This is a genomic window from Pseudonocardia alaniniphila (assembly GCF_022524485.1).
Taxonomy (GTDB): domain Bacteria; phylum Actinomycetota; class Actinomycetes; order Mycobacteriales; family Pseudonocardiaceae; genus Pseudonocardia; species Pseudonocardia alaniniphila.
Genome location: NZ_JAKXMK010000027.1, coordinates 1 through 17993 on the forward strand (window position 1 = coordinate 1; position 17993 = coordinate 17993).

At 71.7% G+C, this 17993-nt stretch carries 21 protein-coding genes; 12 read left to right on the top strand and 9 right to left on the bottom strand.

The annotated features are described in order from the left end of the window. The 3 genes from MMF94_RS28010 to MMF94_RS28020 all read right to left on the bottom strand — a co-directional run. A partial coding sequence (locus MMF94_RS28010; RefSeq protein WP_241040212.1) for a PepSY domain-containing protein occupies nucleotides 1-534 on the bottom strand: 534 nt, incomplete at its 3' end. A gap of 86 nt (nucleotides 535-620) precedes the next feature. Further along, nucleotides 621-1913, bottom strand: a complete 1293-nt coding sequence (locus MMF94_RS28015) for a sensor histidine kinase (RefSeq protein ID WP_241040213.1) — start codon at nucleotides 1911-1913, stop codon at nucleotides 621-623. Between the two features lie 9 nt (nucleotides 1914-1922). Beyond that, the gene (locus MMF94_RS28020; RefSeq protein ID WP_241040214.1) at nucleotides 1923-2606 is read right to left on the bottom strand and encodes a response regulator transcription factor; all 684 of its coding nucleotides are present in this window, start codon (nucleotides 2604-2606) and stop codon (nucleotides 1923-1925) included. A 112-nt stretch (nucleotides 2607-2718) separates the two neighbouring features. Here MMF94_RS28020 and MMF94_RS28025 point away from each other — a divergent pair, with 112 nt between their 5' ends. Together MMF94_RS28025 and MMF94_RS28030 are read left to right on the top strand one after the other, a co-directional pair. Beyond that, nucleotides 2719-3177, top strand: a complete 459-nt coding sequence (locus tag MMF94_RS28025) for a hypothetical protein (RefSeq protein WP_241040215.1) — start codon at nucleotides 2719-2721, stop codon at nucleotides 3175-3177. Between the two features lie 53 nt (nucleotides 3178-3230). Further along, complete coding sequence (locus tag MMF94_RS28030; RefSeq protein ID WP_241040216.1) at nucleotides 3231-3989, top strand: phytanoyl-CoA dioxygenase family protein; 759 nt, start codon at nucleotides 3231-3233, stop codon at nucleotides 3987-3989. A 3-nt stretch (nucleotides 3990-3992) separates the two neighbouring features. On the opposite strand, the gene MMF94_RS28035 is transcribed toward MMF94_RS28030, so the two are convergent. Beyond that, entirely contained in the window at nucleotides 3993-4649 is a 657-nt protein-coding gene (locus MMF94_RS28035) for an alpha-ketoglutarate-dependent dioxygenase AlkB family protein (protein ID WP_241040332.1), read from the bottom strand. A gap of 104 nt (nucleotides 4650-4753) precedes the next feature. On the opposite strand from MMF94_RS28035, the gene MMF94_RS28040 reads away from it, so the two are divergent. Continuing rightward, the gene (locus tag MMF94_RS28040; protein ID WP_241040217.1) at nucleotides 4754-5578 is read left to right on the top strand and encodes an isocitrate lyase/PEP mutase family protein; all 825 of its coding nucleotides are present in this window, start codon (nucleotides 4754-4756) and stop codon (nucleotides 5576-5578) included. A 7-nt stretch (nucleotides 5579-5585) separates the two neighbouring features. Here MMF94_RS28040 and MMF94_RS28045 read toward each other — a convergent pair whose 3' ends face one another. Beyond that, the gene (locus MMF94_RS28045) at nucleotides 5586-6299 is read right to left on the bottom strand and encodes a 2OG-Fe(II) oxygenase (protein ID WP_241040218.1); all 714 of its coding nucleotides are present in this window, start codon (nucleotides 6297-6299) and stop codon (nucleotides 5586-5588) included. 74 nt (nucleotides 6300-6373) lie between these two features. Here MMF94_RS28045 and MMF94_RS28050 point away from each other — a divergent pair, with 74 nt between their 5' ends. Together MMF94_RS28050 and MMF94_RS28055 are read left to right on the top strand one after the other, a co-directional pair. Next, complete coding sequence (locus MMF94_RS28050; RefSeq protein ID WP_241040219.1) at nucleotides 6374-7393, top strand: P1 family peptidase; 1020 nt, start codon at nucleotides 6374-6376, stop codon at nucleotides 7391-7393. A 32-nt stretch (nucleotides 7394-7425) separates the two neighbouring features. Next, nucleotides 7426-8523 carry a zinc-binding dehydrogenase gene (locus MMF94_RS28055; RefSeq protein WP_338104372.1) on the top strand — a complete coding sequence of 366 codons (1098 nt, stop codon included), beginning with the start codon at nucleotides 7426-7428 and terminating at the stop codon, nucleotides 8521-8523. Between the two features lie 42 nt (nucleotides 8524-8565). Here the strand turns inward: MMF94_RS28055 and MMF94_RS28060 are convergent, their stop codons facing one another. The 4 genes from MMF94_RS28060 to MMF94_RS28075 form a co-directional block, all read right to left on the bottom strand. Then, nucleotides 8566-9117 (bottom strand): L,D-transpeptidase, encoded by a 552-nt coding sequence (locus MMF94_RS28060; RefSeq protein WP_338104373.1) that lies wholly within the window; start codon nucleotides 9115-9117, stop codon nucleotides 8566-8568. Nucleotides 9118-9279: 162 nt separating this feature from the next. Then, nucleotides 9280-9549: a MoaD/ThiS family protein gene (locus MMF94_RS28065; RefSeq protein WP_241040220.1), complete on the bottom strand. Its 270-nt coding sequence runs from the start codon at nucleotides 9547-9549 to the stop codon at nucleotides 9280-9282. 15 nt (nucleotides 9550-9564) lie between these two features. Beyond that, nucleotides 9565-10626, bottom strand: coding sequence for a GTP 3',8-cyclase MoaA (gene moaA / locus MMF94_RS28070; protein WP_241040221.1), 1062 nt, complete (start codon nucleotides 10624-10626; stop codon nucleotides 9565-9567). 185 nt (nucleotides 10627-10811) lie between these two features. Next, nucleotides 10812-12017, bottom strand: coding sequence for an acyl-CoA dehydrogenase family protein (locus tag MMF94_RS28075; protein ID WP_241040222.1), 1206 nt, complete (start codon nucleotides 12015-12017; stop codon nucleotides 10812-10814). Between the two features lie 69 nt (nucleotides 12018-12086). On the opposite strand from MMF94_RS28075, the gene MMF94_RS28080 reads away from it, so the two are divergent. The 7 genes from MMF94_RS28080 to MMF94_RS28110 all read left to right on the top strand — a co-directional run bounded on the left by MMF94_RS28080 (nucleotide 12087) and on the right by MMF94_RS28110 (nucleotide 17981). Next, entirely contained in the window at nucleotides 12087-12491 is a 405-nt protein-coding gene (locus MMF94_RS28080) for a TOBE domain-containing protein (RefSeq protein WP_241040223.1), read from the top strand. Between the two features lie 11 nt (nucleotides 12492-12502). Then, on the top strand, nucleotides 12503-13273 hold the full coding sequence (modA, locus tag MMF94_RS28085) for a molybdate ABC transporter substrate-binding protein (RefSeq protein WP_379660308.1): 771 nt from the start codon (nucleotides 12503-12505) through the stop codon (nucleotides 13271-13273). Continuing rightward, nucleotides 13270-14106, top strand: coding sequence for an ABC transporter permease (locus tag MMF94_RS28090; RefSeq protein WP_379660303.1), 837 nt, complete (start codon nucleotides 13270-13272; stop codon nucleotides 14104-14106). Before modA ends, MMF94_RS28090 begins: the two co-directional genes overlap by 4 nt. Continuing rightward, complete coding sequence (locus tag MMF94_RS28095) at nucleotides 14103-15218, top strand: sulfate/molybdate ABC transporter ATP-binding protein (RefSeq protein WP_241040225.1); 1116 nt, start codon at nucleotides 14103-14105, stop codon at nucleotides 15216-15218. Before MMF94_RS28090 ends, MMF94_RS28095 begins: the two co-directional genes overlap by 4 nt. A gap of 83 nt (nucleotides 15219-15301) precedes the next feature. Then, the gene (locus MMF94_RS28100; protein WP_241040226.1) at nucleotides 15302-16294 is read left to right on the top strand and encodes a hypothetical protein; all 993 of its coding nucleotides are present in this window, start codon (nucleotides 15302-15304) and stop codon (nucleotides 16292-16294) included. Continuing rightward, nucleotides 16288-16647 carry a GntR family transcriptional regulator gene (locus MMF94_RS28105; protein ID WP_241040227.1) on the top strand — a complete coding sequence of 120 codons (360 nt, stop codon included), beginning with the start codon at nucleotides 16288-16290 and terminating at the stop codon, nucleotides 16645-16647. The genes MMF94_RS28100 and MMF94_RS28105 overlap by 7 nt, the downstream gene beginning before the upstream one ends. Before the next feature lie 161 nt (nucleotides 16648-16808). Next, nucleotides 16809-17981, top strand: coding sequence for a S8 family peptidase (locus MMF94_RS28110; protein WP_241040228.1), 1173 nt, complete (start codon nucleotides 16809-16811; stop codon nucleotides 17979-17981). Nucleotides 17982-17993: the final 12 nt, after the last annotated feature.

Sequence of the window (17993 nt, forward strand, 5' to 3'; positions counted from 1 at the left end):
GCTCCGGTCGTCCCAGCTCCGGTCGTCCCAGCTCCGGTCGTCCCAGCTCCGGTCGTCCCAGCTCCGGTCGTCCCAGCTCCGGTCGTCCCAGCCCCGGTCGTCCCGATCCCGGTCGTCGCTACCCCGGTCGTCGTCGCGCCGGTCGTCGGCGTCGACCCGGGTGATCGCGCCGGTCGTCGCGTCCACGCGCACGTCGTGCTCACCCGTCCGGCCCACGATCTCGACCTTCCACTCCAGCCGGCCGTGCTCGAACTCCCGCTCGATCTCGGTGACCCTCCCGGTGCCCATGTGCGCCAGGGCGATCGCGACGGCCTCGTCGCGAGAGATCTCGCCGACGCGGGTGGATCCCGCCTGCGTCGTGACCGGGACCGTGGTGGGAACCGTCGTGGTGCTGCTCCCGTCCTGGACGGCGACGGGCCGCGGGGTGGCCGTGCTGCTCGTGTCGGCAGTGGCGGCAGTGGCGATCGCGGTGCCGCCGATCAGCAGTGCGGCGACCGTGGCGGTCGTGGCGATCACGATGCGGGGCGTGGGCATTTCTGCTCCTTCAGGTCGTTTGTCCGTCGACCTGGACAGTGCCGATCATCGGGCTAGCGCCACGCTGCAAGAGTCCTAAGCGCGCCTTAGGCCGGAGTGTCGGGGCCACCGAGGTCGACCACGACCTCGAGCCCACCGTCGGCGGAGCGACTCAGCTCGAGCTGCCCGCCCGCCTGCTCGGCGCTACGGCGGGCGATGTCGAGCCCGAGGCCCGTTGATCCGGCGCCGCTGGTGCCGCGCCGGACGGCTGACCCGTCGGACAGGCCCGGTCCGGAGTCGGCGACCACCAGCCGGGCGCCGCCGTCCGGTCGCGGCGTGAGCCTCACCGCGAACGACGTGCCGTCCGGAGTGTGGGCGAAGACGTTGCCGAGCAGCGCGTCCACGCAGGCCGCGAGGTCCGCCTCGCCCAGCGCTACCGGCAGTGGTCCCGCCGCGATGTCGACCACCGTTTCCCGGTCTGTGTCCTCGGCCAGAACGGCCCAGAACTCGACGCGCTCGCGCACCACTGCTGCGGCGTCGCTTCCGGTGCGTCCCGCGCCCGGGCCGGTGCCGCGGCGCCTGGCCTGTTCGATCGCCTGGGTGACCGCCCGCTGTACCGCGTCGACGCCCGCGCCGATCCGGGCCGCGTCGCCCTGAGCGGAGAGTGCCTCGGCGTCCAGGCGCAACGCGGTGAGCGGCGTGCGGACGCGGTGGGCGAGGTCGGCCACGGTCTCGCGCTCCTCGCGCAACAGGTCCGTGATGCGGGCGGCCAGTCCGTTGAGTGACTCGGCGACCACGCCGAGCTCGCTGGGCGCGCTGCTGTCGGCGCGGGCGTCCAGCTCGCCGATGGCGAGGCGGTGCGACACCGCTGCAAGGTCGGTGGTGGACCGGACCAGGGAGCGGGCGAGGCTGTCGGCGACCGCGAGGCTGAGCCCGAGCAGGCCGACACCGAGCGCTCCCAGCATCAGCCACGCCCCCGGAACGCCACGGCCGAGCTCGGCATCAGGCACGAACGAGCGGATCACTCCGGCGCCACCGATCTGGTCGCGCACCGCGAAGACGATCTCCCGGCCGCCGTCCACCTCCGCGGAGCTGCTGGTGCCGAGCGCTCCCAGCTCGACGAGCGGAGTCCGATCGGCGGCCGAGCCGAGGACGGCGCCGTCGGCGAGGAACACGCTGACGGCGTCGGGCGAGCTGAGATCGAGCTGCTGGACGGCGAGCGCGAGGGCGGCCCGGTCGGTGGTGCCCACGAGCGAGCTGAGCGACTGGGCCTCGACGGTGGCGGCCTGCACCGCCCGGTCGGCGGCGACGGTGCGCAGCAGCAAGGCGAGCGGCACGAGGAAGGCGATGAGGACCAGCGACGTCGTCGCCCCGACGAGAACCAGGATGCGGCGGCGCATCTGCTCCCCTCAGCCCTGCGGTGCGGAGATCCGCACCCCGACGCCGCGCACGGCGTGCAGGTAGCGCGGCTCCTGTGCGGTCTCCCCGAGCTTGCGGCGCAGCCAGGAGAGGTGGACGTCGACGGTCTTGTCGGCGCCGCCGTAGGGCAGCCGCCAGACCTCGGTGAGCAGCTCACGCTTGCTGACGACCTGGCCGGAGCGGGCGGCGAGGTAGTGCAGGAGGGCGAACTCGCGAGGTGTGAGGTCGAGCGCGGTGCCGTCGAGGCTCGCCTCCCGCGACCGCGGGTCCACCCGCAGACCGCCCACCACGACCGCTGCGTCGGCCGCGGTGTCCCCGCTGCGGCGGAGCACGGCCCGGATGCGGGCGTCGAGCTGCGCAGCGCTGAACGGCTTCACCAGGTAGTCGTCGGCGCCCGCGTCGAGCACGGCCACGATCTCGGCCTCGTCGTCGCGGGCGGTCGCCACGATCACCGGCACGCGGCTCGCCCCGCGCAACATCCGGAGCATCGTGGTGCCGTCGAGGTCGGGAAGGCCGAGATCGAGCACGACGAGGTCGGGCCGGTTCGTCACGGCCGACTCGAGCCCGGGGAGCGCTGCGCCGGCGGAGTCGACGGCGTGACCCCGCTCGGTCAGTCCGCGCTTCAGCGCGCCGCGGATAGCCGGGTCGTCCTCGATGAGAAGTACCTGGGCCACCTGCCGAACCGTAGGACAACGGACATCGTTCCACGCGAAATCCGTGACGCGGCGGCTTTGCGATAGTGCGGCCTTAGGAGAGTCTTAACCCCCGCCACGACAGGCTGAGCGGATGTCGACGCCCCGACGCCCGCGCCCGGCTCTCGTCGCCCTCGCCTGGGCGGCGGCCGTGGTCGCCGCGACGCTCGTGGGGATGAGCGCGGTCGGCGCGATCGGCACCGGCATCCTCGGGGGCGGGCAGCAGCCGCTCACACCCGCCGAGGTGGACCGGGCCCTCGCCGCAGCCCGCTCGGCGCCGACTCCGCCGCTCGCTGCGCCACCACCGGTGTCCCCGCTACCCCCCTCGCCTGCCGCCGCCGACGTCGTCGCGAGCCCCGGCGGCACGATCGTCGCGCGATGTGCAGGAGATGTCGTCGAGATCGTCTCCGCGAGCCCCGCTCAGGGCTTCCGGCTCGACGACGAGCGGGAGGGAGCCCGCGTCGAGTTCGAGTCCGAGGAGCAGAAAGTGGAGGTACGGCTACGCTGCGAGAGCGGCCGTCCGGTCGGCGCGGTGCGGCTCGACGACGACTGATGGGCCGTCGAAATCCGGTGGTCGCACGGAGCAGAGTCCTGCACTGTGAGGCCGTGCGAGCACTGACCGACGAGCAGGTCGACCGTTTCGTCGACGACGGCTTCGTGCACGTCGAGGGCGCGTTCCCGCGTGAGCTGGCCGATGCGGGCCGGGAGCTGCTGTGGACGGCCACCGGCTGCGACCCCGCGGACGCCACCACGTGGACGCGCCCCGTGATCAGGCTGGGTGACTTCCCGCAGGAGCCGTTCCGCGCCGCGGCGAACACGCCACGGTTGCACGCGGCCTTCGACCAGCTGGTGGGGACCGGGCGCTGGTTTCCGCGTGGCAGCCTCGGCACCTTTCCCGTCCGGTTCCCGCACCCGGACCCGCCCGGCGACGACGGGTGGCACGTGGAAGGGAGCTTCGCCAACGACGGCGGCGGCTACCAGCTGAACATCCGCTCGCGCGGCCGCGCGTTGCTGATGCTGTTCCTGTTCTCCGACGTCGGCCCCGACGACGCCCCCACCCGCGTCCGCACCGGTTCGCACCACGACGCCGCCCGGCTGCTCGCGCCCTACGGCGACGAGGGGGCCGAGTTCTTCGCCTTCGCGCGCGAGGTGGTGCCGGCCACCGAGCACCGGCCTGAGGTCGCGGCCACCGGGGCGGCGGGCGACGTCTATCTCTGCCACCCCTTCCTCGTGCACTCCGCGCAGCCCCACCACGGCACGACACCGCGGTTCATGGCCCAGCCGCCCCTCATGCCGAGAGGCGAACTCGATCTCGAGCACCCGGCGTCGCCCGTGGAACGGGCCGTGCACCTCGCGTTGGCGTGACCGTCAGCCCAAGCCCGATACGCGGAGCGTGATGTTGAGCCTGCCCGCGGCGAGCCCGGTGTCGGGCAGGTCGAACGCGGGGAGCAGCTTCGGCACGCCGTGGTAGGCCAGCCTGCTCTCGTCGCCGAAGACGACCAGATCGCCGGAATGCAGCTCGACGTCGGTCCACGGCCGGCCGCGGTTCTCCGTGTTGCCGAAGCGGAACAGGCACGGCGCCCCGATGCTGAATGACACGACGGGCTCCAGCGACTCCTCGTCACTGTCGCGGTGCAACCCCATCTTCGCGCCGGCGTCGTAGTGGTTGATCAGCGCGATGTCGGGCCGGTAGCCGCGGGCGCGCTCCGGGTCGTCGTAGGCCTCGGCCAGGGCATCACGGCCGAGGTCGCCGAGCCAGTCGGGGAGCGGGGTGACCGGCGAGCCGTCCTGGTCGTCGCGGGTGCGGGAGTAGCGGTAGGGGTACCAGTGCCAACCCAGGCAGACGCTGCGCACCGACATCTGGCCGCCGTTCGGCATGACGGCCGCGCGGATTCCCGGACCCTCGCTCGCCCATTCACGGCAGGCACGAACCAGCTCGCGCTGCCTGTCGAGATCGAGCCAGTCCGGCACGTGCACAGCGCCCGGGGCGAGCACCCGCCGCTCCCGGGGAATCAGGCCGGGTATCACGGCTCCAGTGTCCCGGAGCCGCGGTGGCGCGTCAGGGGATCGGGGCGGTGCCGTCCAAAACCCGCGAGTGCACGACGGGGGGTACGTGATCACATAGCGCAATGACGACTGACACGACGGCGACCGCCCACGCGACCCGGTTCCGGCAGCTGCACGAAACCGGTGTGCTGGTGCTGCCGAACGCGTGGGACGCGGCCTCAGCCCGTCTCATCGAGGACGCCGGTGCGCAGGCCATCGCCACCACCAGCGCAGGCCTCGCGTGGAGCCTGGGACACGCCGACGGCAACCACCTCCCCCGCGAGCTCGCGGCCGATGCCGTCCGGCGGATCGTGAACGTGGTGAGCGTGCCGGTCACCGCCGACATCGAGACGGGCTACGGCGAGACCCCAGCCGAGCTGCGCAGCACGATCGAGGCGATCATCGGGGCCGGCGTGGCAGGGATCAACATCGAGGACGCCGGGGCTCCGCTACGGGAGACCGGCGAGCAGGCCGGGCGCATCCGCACCGTGCGCGAGGCCGCTGATGCGACGGGCGTGCCGCTGTTCGTCAATGCCCGGATCGACACCTACCTACGTCAGGTCGGCGATCCGGCGGGCCGGCTGGACGAGACCGTCTCGCGGGCTCGCGCCTACATCGACGCAGGTGCGGACGGGATCTTCGTGCCCGGTCTGCTCGACGCCGAGACGTTGCGCGAGTTGGCAGGCCTGCTCCCGGCCCCGCTGAACGTGATGGCGGGACCCGGGGCCCCTGCGGTCGCGGAACTCGCTGCGCTGGGGGTGCGCCGGGTCAGTGTCGGCACGGCGATCGCGCAGGCGGCGTACGCGACGGCACGCCGTGGCGCCCGCGAGCTCCTGGGCAGCGGTACGTACGACTCGCTGGCGGTGGGCGGTGTCGACTACGGCGAGCTGAACGCGCTGCTCTCCTGATCCGCCGTCAGCGCGCGTTGTGGAAGATGATGCCGAGCACGTGCCGCTCGCCGCTGTGCACGGCGCTCACGCCGTGGCGCATCTGCACGCGGTGATAGCCCCGTGAGCCGAGTTTCGGCCGGTTCCGCACCGGGAAGATCACGGCTTCGCCCTGGCGCGGGCGCACCACGACGGGCCGGGACTGCTGGCGGGGGCGCTGCTCGACGAACACGCTCTCGCCGCCGCTGAAGTCCTCGTCCGGCCTGCTCAGCATCACCAGGAACTGCAGCGGGAACGTGAGGTCCCCGTAGACGTCCTGGTGGAGGCAGTTGTAGCCGCCGGGGCCGTAGCGCAGCACGAGTGGGGTGGGCCGGTGCTGGCCCAGCGCCGCGCATTCGGCCAGTAGCTCGTCGAGCGTGGTGGGGAACGTGCGCTCGCCGAGGCGCTCGGCCCACCGGTTGGCGATGGTGGCAAGGGGCGGGTAGAGCTGCTCGCGCAGCGTCTGGACCAGCGGCGGGAGCGGGTCGGCGAAGTAGCGGTAGCTTCCTTCGCCGAACGCGTGCCGGGCCATCACGACCGTGCTGCGGAACCGCTCGACCTCGTCGAACATCGCGACCACGCTCGAGCACTGCTGCGGTGACAACAGCGGTGGGGTGGTGGCGACACCCTCGGCGTCGAGCTGTTCCTGCAGTGCCGGCCAGTCCAGACGGTGCAGGGCACGTTCCGGTGCAGCGGTACTCATGACTCCACTGTCACCGATACCCGGGTCCGTTGCTGGCGGGAAACGGCCACCGGGTCAGGGCAGGATTGCCGCTCATGCGGACCGGACCGAACAACGCCCTGACCGACGTGCCCGGCCTTCGGGTCGGGCATGCCTCCCTCGCCGGGCGCGGGGTGCTGAGTGGCACGACGGTCGTGGTCGCGCCGCCCGACGGAGCCGTCGCTGGCGTGGACCTGCGCGGCTGGACGCCCGGCACCCGCGAGACGGATCTCCTCGACCCGGGCCGGATGGTGCAGCGGGTGCATGCCGTCGTGCTCACCGGCGGCAGCGCCTACGGGCTGGCCGCTGCCGACGGCGTGATGGCGCGGCTGGAAGCGGAGGGATGCGGGTTCACGGTGCCCGGCGGGGTGGTGCCGATCGTGCCCGCCGCCGCCATCTGTGACCTGGGCCGCGGCGGGGATCGCGGAGTGCACCCGGACGGGGCGGCCGGGGCCGCCGCGTTCGACGCCGCGAGCACCGGCCCGGTCGCCCAAGGGTCGGTCGGAGCGGGCACGGGGGCCGTCTCAGGCGGGCTGAAGGGAGGGGTCGGCACCGCGAGCACGGTGCTCGACGGGGGCGCGGTGGTGGCCGCGCTCGTGGTCGTCGACTCGGCGGGGTCGGGTGTGGACCCGGCCACCGGCACGCTGCGCGGAGCGCGGGCCGGGCTGCCCGGCGAGTTTCCGGACGAGGCCGTGGACGAGGCCGGACGATCCGCGCTGCTCGCCGCCGCGGCAACCCCGCCGACAGCGGACCCGGCGACGACGCTCGCGGTGGTGGCCACCGACCTCGCACTGGACAAGGCGGGATGCGCTCGGCTGGCTGCGATGGGCCACGACGGGCTCACCCGCTCGATCCCGGCAGGGCACATGGGCTCCGACGCCTGCGTGGTCTTCGGTCTCTCCACGTCCGCCGGCCCCGCCCCGGGGATGCTGGACCTCTTCGTGCTCCACGCCGTGGCCGCCGACGTGGTGGCGCGGGCCGTCGCGCACGCGCTGCTCGCGGCGTCCACCGTGAGCACGGACTCCGGCTCGTGGCCGGCCTACGGTGATCTTGCGATCCGCGCCGTGTCAGATTGAGACGAGGAGCCCGGCGGATCGGCCTAGCGTGCGTGAGCGCCGTCACGGGTGTGGCGGAGCACCGTCGCGAGGAGGAGCCGATGAAGGCGCTCGTCTACCACGGCCCGGGCCAGAAGTCCTGGGAAACCGTTGCGGATCCCAAGCCGATGGACCCGACCGACATCGTCGTGCAGATCGACACGACGACGATCTGCGGGACGGACCTGCACATCCTCAAAGGAGACGTTCCCACCGTCGAGCCGGGCCGCATCCTCGGACACGAGGCCGTGGGCACAGTCGTCGCCGTGGGCACGGCCGTGAGCGGTCTCAAGGTCGACGACCGGGTGATCGTCCCAGCGATCACGTCCTGCGGGCGCTGCGCGTACTGCAAGCGCGGCATGCCGAGCCACTGCCAGGGAGCCGGCGGAATCGGCTGGATCTTCGGCCACCTCATCGACGGCACGCAGGCCGAGTACGCCCGCGTGCCGTTCGCCGAGACGAGCGTGCACAAGGTGCCCGACGGGGTGACCGACCAACAGGTGCTCTTCCTCACCGACATCCTGCCCACCGGCTACGAGGTGGGCGTCCGCAACGGCCGGGTGAAGCCGGGCGACGTCGTCGTGGTCGTCGGGGCAGGCCCGGTCGGCCTGGCCGCGATCCAGACCGCGGAACTCGCGGGAGCCGCCACCGTGGTCGCCGTGGACGTCGCCGACTCGCGGCTCGAACACGCCCTCCGGTTCGGCGCCGACCACGTCCTCAACTCCGCCGGTGGGAACGTCGAGGAGCTGATCGCCTCGCTCACCGACGACGGGCTGGGTGCCGACGTCGCGATCGAGGCCGTCGGGATCCCCGAGACGTTCGACCTCTGCACCCGCGTGGTCCGCCCCGGCGGCGTCGTGGCCAACATCGGCGTGCACGGCCACCCCACGACGCTGCACCTCGAAGACCTGTGGATCAACAACGTGACCATCACGACCGGGCTCGTCGACGGGACGACGGTGCCCATGCTCATGAAGCTCGTTCAGTCCGGCAAGATCGCGGGCGACCTGTTCGGTACCCATGAGTTCGCGCTCGACGACATGCTGTCGGCCTACGACACCTTCGCCGAGGCGGGCGCGAACAACGCCCTCAAGGTGGTGATCAGGAGGTAGCCGGACGGGGTCAGCGCTGTTTGTTCGCTACGCAAGCTCCGCTCAGCGGACCTGGACCTCGTCGCCGATCTGCAGAGTGTCGAAGAAGGTGACCGCATCGTCGTGCGAGAGGTGTACGCAGCCGGCGCTCTGCCGCTGCAGGCTTCCCTCGTGGAAGGCGATGCCGCCGGGGGCGAAGAACACCGAGTACGGCATCGGCGCGTTGTTGAACTCGGCGCTGCGGTGGTCCTGCTCCTTGCGCTGCACGGTGAACGTGCCGGGCGGGGTCTCCTGGCCAGGCGCGCCGTGGGTGATCGGGACCGCTCCGCGCACGACCTGCCCGTCCTCGATCAGCCATGCCTTGTTGTGCGCGAGGTCCACGCAGGCCTCTGCGGTGACAGTGCATGGCGTGCCCGGCACGAGCTCCGCCTCGTCGCCTGCTGGTGTCACGTCTCCTGCCGGAGCGGTGGCCGCTCCTGGTGTGGCGGCCATCGCGAGGCCGGCCAGTGGTGACGCCGTGAGGCCGATCATCCCGGCTCCGACCGCTCCGGTCAGCGCCGCCGCGCGACCCGCTCCCGCCCACGGGCGGACCTTCTGCTTGCTGTGCCTACCCATGTGCGCCCACGTCCGCCCTTCACGCTCCCACCCGCCCAACTGGGTGGCGCGGGGGGAGGTGACGGGCGATAAACGTGATCAACATGACAGTGCGTGCATCAGACCGTCTGTGATTCCCCCGTTAGGAGGACATGGAGCCGGTGATCCACGGGCAGAGCGGGCTCAGCCCCCGGCAAACGGCGGGAGCACGTCGAGCGTGGCGTTGTCGGGGAGCCTGGTCGACCGGTCGCGCACGGCGACCTCGTCGAGCAGGAAGCTGCAGCGTTCCAGCACCCGGGCCAGCTCGCCACCGTGCCGATCTCCGACGGCGGCGAGCACGCTGTCGACGGTGACGTCGCCGGCCAGCTCCAGCGGTTCCGTCTCGGCGCCTGCGGCAGCCCTGGCCGCGGCGAAGTACCGGACGGTCACGCGGGTCATCGTGGTCGTGCTCATGTCTGCCATCCTCGCTCAGCCGCCGATCGCGCTCATCGGGCGGTCCGGCTGGAGGAAGCCGGGGTCGTCGATGCCGTGGCCGGCGAGCTTGCCCCACATGGCGTTGCGCCAGACGTCGGCGATCTCGGCGTCGGTGGAGCCGCCGCGCAGCAGTGCCCGCAGGTCGGTCTCGGTGCGCGCGAACAGGCACGAGCGGATCTGGCCGTCGGCGGTGAGCCGGGTGCGGTCACAGGCGCCGCAGAACGGACGCGTGACGGACGCGATGACGCCGACCACGGCGGGACCGCCGTCCACGAGCCAGCGCTCGGCGGGGGCGCCGCCACGCTCCGTGGGGTCGGGTGTGAGCTCGAAGCCCTCCCGCAGTCGCTGCATGACCTCGCCGGCAGTGACCATCTCCGAGCGCTCCCAGCCGTGCTGGGCGTCGAGGGGCATCTGCTCGATGAAGCGCAGCTCGTACCCGTTGTCGATCGCGAAGCGCAGGAGCGGGACTGCCTCGTCGTCGTTCACGCCGCGCAGCAACACCGTGTTGATCTTGATCGGGTTGAGCCCGGCCGCACGCGCCCCGGCGAGCCCGTCCAGCACGTCGGAGAGCCGGTCGCGCCGGGTGATGCTGGCGAACCGCTCCTCCTGCAGCGTGTCCATCGAGACGTTCAGGCGGTTGACGCCGGCCGCCGCGAGCGCTTCCGCCCGGCGGGCGAGCCCGACGCCGTTCGTGGTGAGTGAGATGTCCGGGCGCGGTTCCAGGGCTGCCGAGGCGGCGATGATCCCCTCGAGTCCCTTGCGCAGCAGTGGCTCGCCGCCGGTGAACCGCAGTTCCTCGACGCCGAGGTCGCGCACCGCGATGGTGATCAGCCGCAACAGTTCGTCGTCGGTGAGCTGCTCGGCGCGCGGCATCCAGTCGAGGCCCTCCGCCGGCATGCAGTACGAGCAGCGGAGGTTGCAGCGGTCGGTCAGTGAGATGCGCAGGTCGGTGGCCACTCGGCCGAACGAGTCGATGAGTCGGGGGTCGGCGGGGCGGGCTGGGTCCCGGGGCGCGGCACGCCGCACCGCGGGGATACCGAGATCGAGAGCCGTCACAACAAGAGCCTAACCGCCTTGAATGCCCGTTTGCGCGGCGACAAACAGCAGCTCAGAGGCTGTCTCCGCATCTGCGGATGCTTACCCGTGCCCTGTTCCGCAGCTGCTGATCCGTTCCCTGTTCTCGGCTATTCAAAAGGAGCGGTTGATCACGCTGCGGAATAAGGAGCCAGCATGAGGGTTCGTCAGGTGTGCCGGGCCAGCTCCTGACGGGCGACGGTGCGCATGTGCACCTCGTCGGGACCGTCGGCCAGGCGCAGGGCCCGCGCCCAGTTGTAGAAGTAGGCGAGCGGCAGGTCGTCGCTCATTCCGGCGCCGCCGTGGATCTGGATGGCCCGGTCGATCACGTCGCACGCGATGCGCGGGCACACCACCTTGATCGCCGCGATCTCGGTGGCCGCGCCCTTCGACCCGAACCTGTCGATCAGCCAGGCCGTCTTCAGCACCAGCAGCCGGGCCTGCTCGACCTCGATGCGCGACTGCGCGATCTGCTCGCGTACGACGCCCTGGTCGGCCAATGGCCTGCCGAACGCCACACGTGAGTTCGCCCGGCGGACCATCAGGTCGATGGCCCGCTCGGCCATCCCGATCAGGCGCATGCAGTGGTGGATGCGCCCCGGGCCCAGCCGGGCCTGCGCGATCGCGAAGCCGCCACCCTCCTCGCCGAGCAGGTTCGCCCCCGGCACGCGCACATCGTGGAACACGAGTTCCGAATGCCCGTGCTGATCCTGGTAACCGAAGGTCGGCAGGTGCCGGACGATTTCCAGTCCGGGGGTGTCGCGGGGCACCAGCACCATCGACTGCTGCCGGTGCGCGGCCGCGTCGGGGTCGGTCTTGCCCATCGCGATGAAGATCTTGCAGCGCGTGTCGGCCGATCCGGAGATCCACCATTTCCGGCCGGTGATCACGTAGTCGTCGCCGTCGCGGTGAATTCGGGTCTGCACGTTGCGGGCGTCCGAGGACGCGACGTCGGGCTCCGTCATCGCGAATGCCGACCGGATCTCGCCCTCGAGCAGCGGGGTGAGCCACTCCTGCTTCTGCTCGGGTGTGCCGAACAAGTGCAGCGTCTCCATGTTCCCGGTGTCCGGCGCCTGGCAGTTGATGGCCTCGGGGGCGATCACCGGCGACCAGCCGGAGATCTCCGCCACCGGCGCGTACTCGAGGTTCGACAGGCCGGAGACGCTCGGCAGGAACAGGTTCCACAGACCGCGGGAACGCGCCTCCGTCTTCAGCTCCTCGACGACGGGTGGCAGGTCCCACTCCTGCGGGGTGCCGCGCCGCTCCGCACGGAACGCGTCGTACTCCGCCTCTGCCGGCAGCACCTTCTCGTCGAGAAACGCCCGCATGCGCTTGGTGAAGTCGGCAGCAGCGGCGCTGGGTTCGAAGTCCACGACCTGCACCCAACCACAGCGGAACCCCGGCGTGGGCGAAGTCGCATTCGCGGCTTTAGGATCTGCGATGTGCCGCAATTCAGGATCTCCGATGCCGCTCGTCTGCTGGGAGTCAGCGACGACACGGTGCGTCGCTGGGTGGATGCGGGGACGCTTCCCGTCCAGCCCGACGCCTCGAACCGCAAGGTGATCGACGGCGCGGCGCTCGCCGCGTTCGCGCGCGAAAACGCGCACACCCCACCCGACCCCTCCGACGTGCAGAGCTCGGCGCGCAACCGCTTCGTCGGGCTGGTCACGTCGGTGATCACCGACACGGTGATGGCCCAGGTCGAGATGCAGTGCGGGCCGCACCGGGTGGTGTCCCTGATGTCCAGTGAGGCAGTGCGGGAGCTGGGGCTCGAGCCCGGCGCCCTGGCCGTCGCAGTGATCAAGTCGACCACGGTCGTCATCGAGACCCCCGGAGGAAGTTCGTGAGAACGCGGATGATGACCGCCACGGCCGCGGCCGGGCTGGTGCTCCTGGCCGGTTGTGGCGGCGGAACGCCGAGCGACACGAACGCCGGCGGCGCACCCACGCCGGAGAACCGCACCCTCACGGTGCTGGCTGCCGCCTCGCTGACCGAGACGTTCGGTGAGCTGGAGAAGCAGTTCGAGACCGACAACCCCGGCGTGGACGTCGTCATGAGCTACGGCGGCTCGTCCGACCTGGCGCAGCAGATCGTCAACGGGGCGCCCGCCGACGTGTTCGCCTCGGCGAGCGACGCCACGATGAAGACGGTCACCGACGCCGGGCTCGCCAACGGGGCGCCCACGATCTTCGCCAAGAACGTGCTGGAGATCGCCACCGTGCCGGGCAACCCGAAGGGCATCACGACCTTCGCCGACCTCGCGAACCCCGACCTCAAGGTCGTCGTCTGTGCCCCGCAGGTGCCCTGCGGCGCCGCCGCTCAGAAGGTCGAGACCTCCACCGGCGTGGACATCAAGCCGGTCAGCGAGGAGACCGACGTCAAGAACGTCCTCGGCAAGGTCACCACCGGCAACGCCGACGCCGGCCTCGTCTACGTCACCGACGTCACGGCGGCAGGGTCCCAGGTGCAGGGCGTGAACTTCCCGGAGGCCGAGCAGGCCACCACGAACTACCCGATCGCCACGCTCAAGAACGGCCCGCAGCAGCAGCTCGCGGAGTCGTTCGTGAGCCTGGTGACCGGTACGCAGGGTCAGAAGGCGCTGCAGGCAGCAGGTTTCGGAACGCCGTGACCACAACCCTCGGCGAGACGCCGACCCGACGCCGGCCCGATGACCACGAGGTCGGCGTCGGAGTTCCCCGTCTGCTGTGGGTACCAGCCGGGCTGGCCTTCGCGCTCATCGCGTTGCCGGTGCTCGGGCTCGCGATCAAGGCCGACTGGCCGCAGGTGCCGGCGCAGCTGGTCAGCCCGGCTGCGCTCGACGCACTGCGGCTGTCGCTGATCACCGCGACGATATCGACGCTGCTCTGCATCATCTTCGGTGGCCCGCTCGCCGTGGTGCTGGCGCGCAGCAGGCTGCCCGGCCTGCGGCTGCTGCGTTCGGTGGTGCTGCTGCCGCTGGTGCTGCCTCCCGTCGTGGGCGGCTTGGCGTTGCTGTACCTGCTCGGGCGCACCGGGTTCGTCGGTCGCGGACTGGATCTCGCGTTCGGCGTGACGATCCCGTTCACCACGAGCGCGGTGGTGCTGGCGCAGACGTTCGTGGCGATGCCGTTCCTCGTCGTCAGCATGGAGGGCGCGCTGCGCACCGCCGGCCGGCGGTACGAGGCGGTGGCGGCCACGCTCGGGGCGTCGCCGGGGCTGGCCTTCCGGCGCGTGACGGTGCCGCTGGTTCTCCCGGGGCTCGCCTCGGGTGCGGTGCTGGCGTTCGCCCGGTGCCTCGGCGAGTTCGGGGCGACGGTGGCCTTCGCCGGGAGCCTTCAGGGCACCACCCAGACGCTGCCGCTGCTGGTCTACCAGTTGCGCGAGACCGACGTGGAAGCAGCGGTGGCGCTGTCGCTGCTGCTGGTCGTGGTGGCCGTCGCGGTGATCGCGGTAGCGGCGCCACGCACCGTCGAAGTCCGGTGAGCGGCCTCGACGCGCGCGTCGTCGTGCGACGCGCGGCGTTCACCCTCGATGTGACCCTCCGGGCCGAGCCGGGGCAGGTACTGGCGGTGCTCGGCCCCAATGGATCGGGCAAGTCGACGCTGCTCGGAGTGCTGGCCGGACTCTTGCGCCCCGACGAGGGGCACGTCCGGGTCGGGGACGAGCTGGTGACCGACCCGGCAGCACAGGTGCTCGTGCCGCCCCACCAGCGCGGAGTGGGGTTGCTGGCACAACAGGCCCTGCTCTTCCCGCACCTGACGGCCGTCGGGAACGTCGCCTTCGGCCCCCGGGCACACGGCGTGCCGCGCCGCGAGGCGGAGGCGCGGGCTCGCGAGCTGCTCGAAGCGGTCGGCGTGGCGGAGCTGGCCGACCGGAAACCCGCCCGGATGTCCGGCGGGCAGCAGCAGCGCGTGGCGCTGGCGCGGGCCCTGGCGCCGGACCCAGGCCTTCTGCTGCTCGACGAGCCGCTGGCAGCGCTCGACGTCGACGCGACTCCGGCGATGCGCTCGTTGTTGCGCCAGATGCTGCGCGGTGAGCGTGCGAACCGCCCCAAGCAGACCGCCGTCCTGGTCACCCACTCGGCGCTCGACGCACTCGTGCTGGCCGATCACGTCGTGGTGCTGACCCAGGGTCGTGTGGTGGAGGAGGGCCCCGTCCGGGACGTGCTCGCCCGCCCGCGAAGCGCGTTCACGGCGCGGATCGCCGGCCTGGACCTCGTGCCGGGCACGGCGTGCGCCGAGGGGCTGCTGACGGCCGACGGCTTGGTCGTATCGGGCATGTCCGGTCGCGACGGAGAGGTTCCCGCCACCGGCGAATCCGTGGTTGCGGTGTTCCCGCCCTCGGCGGTCGCGGTCTTCGCGGACCGGCCGCACGGCAGCCCGCGCAATGTCGTGCCGGTTCGCCTGGCGGCGATCGAGCCGCGCGGCGACATGGTGCGGCTGCGTGCCAGGGCGATGCCCGGCGGCCCGCATTGGGTGGACGGGCTCGCTGCCGACGTGACACCCGCGGCGATGGCCGATCTCGCCGTCGAGCCGGGAGCCGAGCTGTGGTTCGCGGTCAAGGCCGCCGAGGTGGCGATCCACGCGGCCGACTGATCTCCGGGTTCGGTGAACCATCTCCCCTCAGGATCCGTAACTTGTTATAGTTGTTTGCAAACAAGTCACGTGGAGGGGGAATCATGGCTGGTCAGTTCGGGGGGACGTACCGGCGCGCGGTGGTCACGCTCGTGCCGCCGGTGGTAGCCGCCGCGGTCGTGGTGGGCGTGTACGCCGCGCTCGCCCATCGGCTTCCGGCTCAGGCGTACGGGACGGGCGGATTCGGCGACTCGACGTCCTGGAGCCAGGTGATCGGGGTGAGCGTCGGATGGTCGGTCGCCGCCATGATCTGGGGTGGGGCCTGGCTGTACGGACGTCGCCGGATTCCGACGGCGCAACGGTGGATCGGTGTGAGCACGTGGGTTGCATCGGTGCTGATCGCCGGCTACGTGCTCCAGGTCGTCCTGCGCAATGTGGATCTCGCGGGCCCGCCCGCACGGCCCGAGCCCGCCTGGGCCTCGCCACTGGTTGTCGTGCCCGTGCTCGTGGTCGTGGGGCTCCTCGCATGGTGGGCGATGGGTCCCGACCCGGAGCAGCCCGACGCCGCGACCGGTCCTCGGCCCGGCGCTCCGCGTCTTCAGCTCTCGGGTGGGGAGCGCGCCCTGTTCACGCGCTCGGTGTTCTCCCGGCGCAGTCTCGCGTGGGTGCTCTTCTGGGTCGTGCTGGCTGTGTGGCAGTTCGCCACCGGAACCGGCTACCTGGTCGCCACCTTCTCGGTGCTGGCCGCGCTCGCGGCGGCGTGGCAGTCCTGGGTCCGTGTCCGTGTCGACGAGCAGGGTGTCCGGGTCGTCCAGCCGCTGCTCGGGCGGGTCATGCTCGGAGTGGAGACCCGGCACCTCGTCGAGGCGACGGCGGGCACGCTCGACCCCCGCGCCCTGCCTCGCGGGACCTACGGCGTGTTCCACACCCCGCAGCTCTCCGGCTACCGGGCGAGCGTCAGTGGAGAAGTGCTGCGGCTGCAGACGTCGAACGGACACTGGTTCATCGTCACCGTCCCCGGCGCGGCCACGGCTGCGGGCCTGGTGAACACCCAGCTGGACCGGCGGCGCGAGACAGCGGGCGACGACCGTTGCTGATCCGCATCGACCCGACGTCCGCCGTACCGCTGGGCGACCAGGTGGCCGCCTCGGTGCGGCGGGCGATCGCCGACGGGCAGGTGGTGGCGGGGGAGAAGCTACCGCCGGCCCGGGAGGTCGCCGAGTCGTTGGGCATCAACCTGCACACGGTGCTGCGCGGCTACCAGCGCCTGCGGGACGAGGGGCTGGTGGATCTGCGCCGGGGCCGCGGCGCCGTGCTCACCTCGGCGGCGACGAGCGGCCAGGCCAGGATCGCCGAACGTGCGGCCGAGCTGGTGGATCTCGCCCGCAGTATGGGTCTCGGTGAGCAGGACGTGCTGGGCCTCGTCCGAAGCGCGTTCCAACAGGGATAGCGATGGGGTCGGCGGATCCGTCGCGGGGTCGGATCCGCCGACCATCTGCTGCTCTGTGTAGTCACAGATGACGCAATGCGACAAGCGATCGTCACATCCGTAACTTACGCCCCTATCGTGTCTCTGTTCCCAATGTTGCTGTATCCGTAGCGTCGCTCCACGTGACGCGCCTGCCCACGTGGATCGCCCCGGTGGCGACCGCACTCGCGCTCCTCGGTGCGTTCGTGAGCCCCGGGAGCGCGGAGGCGCTCGTCGAGTCGCCCCGGACCGTCGAGTACGTGGTGCACACCCACTCCGCGACCGACACGGCGGCCGTCGCCGGTGCGCTCGGCGTCCGGCCGACGGCCACGTTCGATCGGGCGTTCGCCGGCTTCGCCGCCCGCCTTGATCAGGCCCAGGTCCAACGGCTCGGTGCGCTGCCCGGCGTGGTCGGCTTCGAGGAGGACCGCAGGCTGGACGTGCTCGTGCCGCGAGCCCTCCGGGGGCTGAAGGCGCTGGAAGGCGTCCAGGACAGCCCGCCCAACTGGGGGCTCGACCGCATCGACCAGCGGGGGCTCCCACTCGACGGCCGCTTCACCGCGCGGGCGACGGGCGCAGGCGTGACGATCTACGTGTTGGACACCGGCATCGACACGACCCATCCCGAGTTCACCGGGAGGGCCACAGTCGGGCTGAACTCCGCTGACGACGTCAACGGCGACTGCGACGGCCACGGCACCGTGGTGGCGGGCATCGCGGGCTCCTACCACTACGGGGTGGCCAAGGAGGCGCAGCTGCGCTCGGTCAAGGTGCTCGACTGCGGTGGCTCGGGCTCCTTGTCGTCCCTGCTGGCGGGGATCGACTACGTGGCCAGGGACCACCGGGGTCCGTCCGTCGCGGTGATGTCGTGGAGCTACGGCCAGTCGGATGTGCTCACGTCAGCGGTGACGGAACTCGTCAACAGAGGCGTCTTCGTGGCCTCGTCCGCGGGCAACTCCGGTTCGAACGACTGCGGGTCGGCGCCGCGCGCATCGCGGGGTGTGCTGGTCGTGGCGAACTCGACCATCGACGACGAACGGGGTCCGAGGTCCTCCACAGGAGACTGTGTGGACCTCTATGCCCCGGGCACGGGCATCCGGTCGACCTTCCCCGGCGGCGGCACGGCGTCCTACACGGGCACGTCGATGGCCGCGCCGCACGCCGCCGGGGTGGCGGCCCTCTACAAGCAGACCTACGGTGACGCGCCCAGCAGCACCGTGGAGCAGTGGATCGTGGGCAGCGCGACGCCGGGTGTCATCGACGGCGGCGGCGCGGGTGGCACCCCGAACCTCCTGCTCTACATGGGCGGCCTGTGACGAGTCAGGTGC

Bases quoted from the DNA above. Each gene is read 5' to 3' on its own strand.
- MMF94_RS28040 (WP_241040217.1), top strand. From the start codon at position 4,754: ATGACGACTGACACGACGGCGACCGCCCACGCGACCCGGTTCCGGCAG.
- MMF94_RS28025 (WP_241040215.1), top strand. From the start codon at position 2,719: ATGTCGACGCCCCGACGCCCGCGCCCGGCTCTCGTCGCCCTCGCCTGG.
- MMF94_RS28045 (WP_241040218.1), bottom strand. From the start codon at position 6,299: ATGAGTACCGCTGCACCGGAACGTGCCCTGCACCGTCTGGACTGGCCG.
- MMF94_RS28065 (WP_241040220.1), bottom strand. From the start codon at position 9,549: ATGAGCACGACCACGATGACCCGCGTGACCGTCCGGTACTTCGCCGCG.
- MMF94_RS28050 (WP_241040219.1), top strand. From the start codon at position 6,374: ATGCGGACCGGACCGAACAACGCCCTGACCGACGTGCCCGGCCTTCGG.
- modA (WP_379660308.1), top strand. From the start codon at position 12,503: ATGACCGCCACGGCCGCGGCCGGGCTGGTGCTCCTGGCCGGTTGTGGC.
- MMF94_RS28060 (WP_338104373.1), bottom strand. From the start codon at position 9,117: ATGGGTAGGCACAGCAAGCAGAAGGTCCGCCCGTGGGCGGGAGCGGGT.
- MMF94_RS28100 (WP_241040226.1), top strand. From the start codon at position 15,302: ATGGCTGGTCAGTTCGGGGGGACGTACCGGCGCGCGGTGGTCACGCTC.
- MMF94_RS28015 (WP_241040213.1), bottom strand. From the start codon at position 1,913: ATGCGCCGCCGCATCCTGGTTCTCGTCGGGGCGACGACGTCGCTGGTC.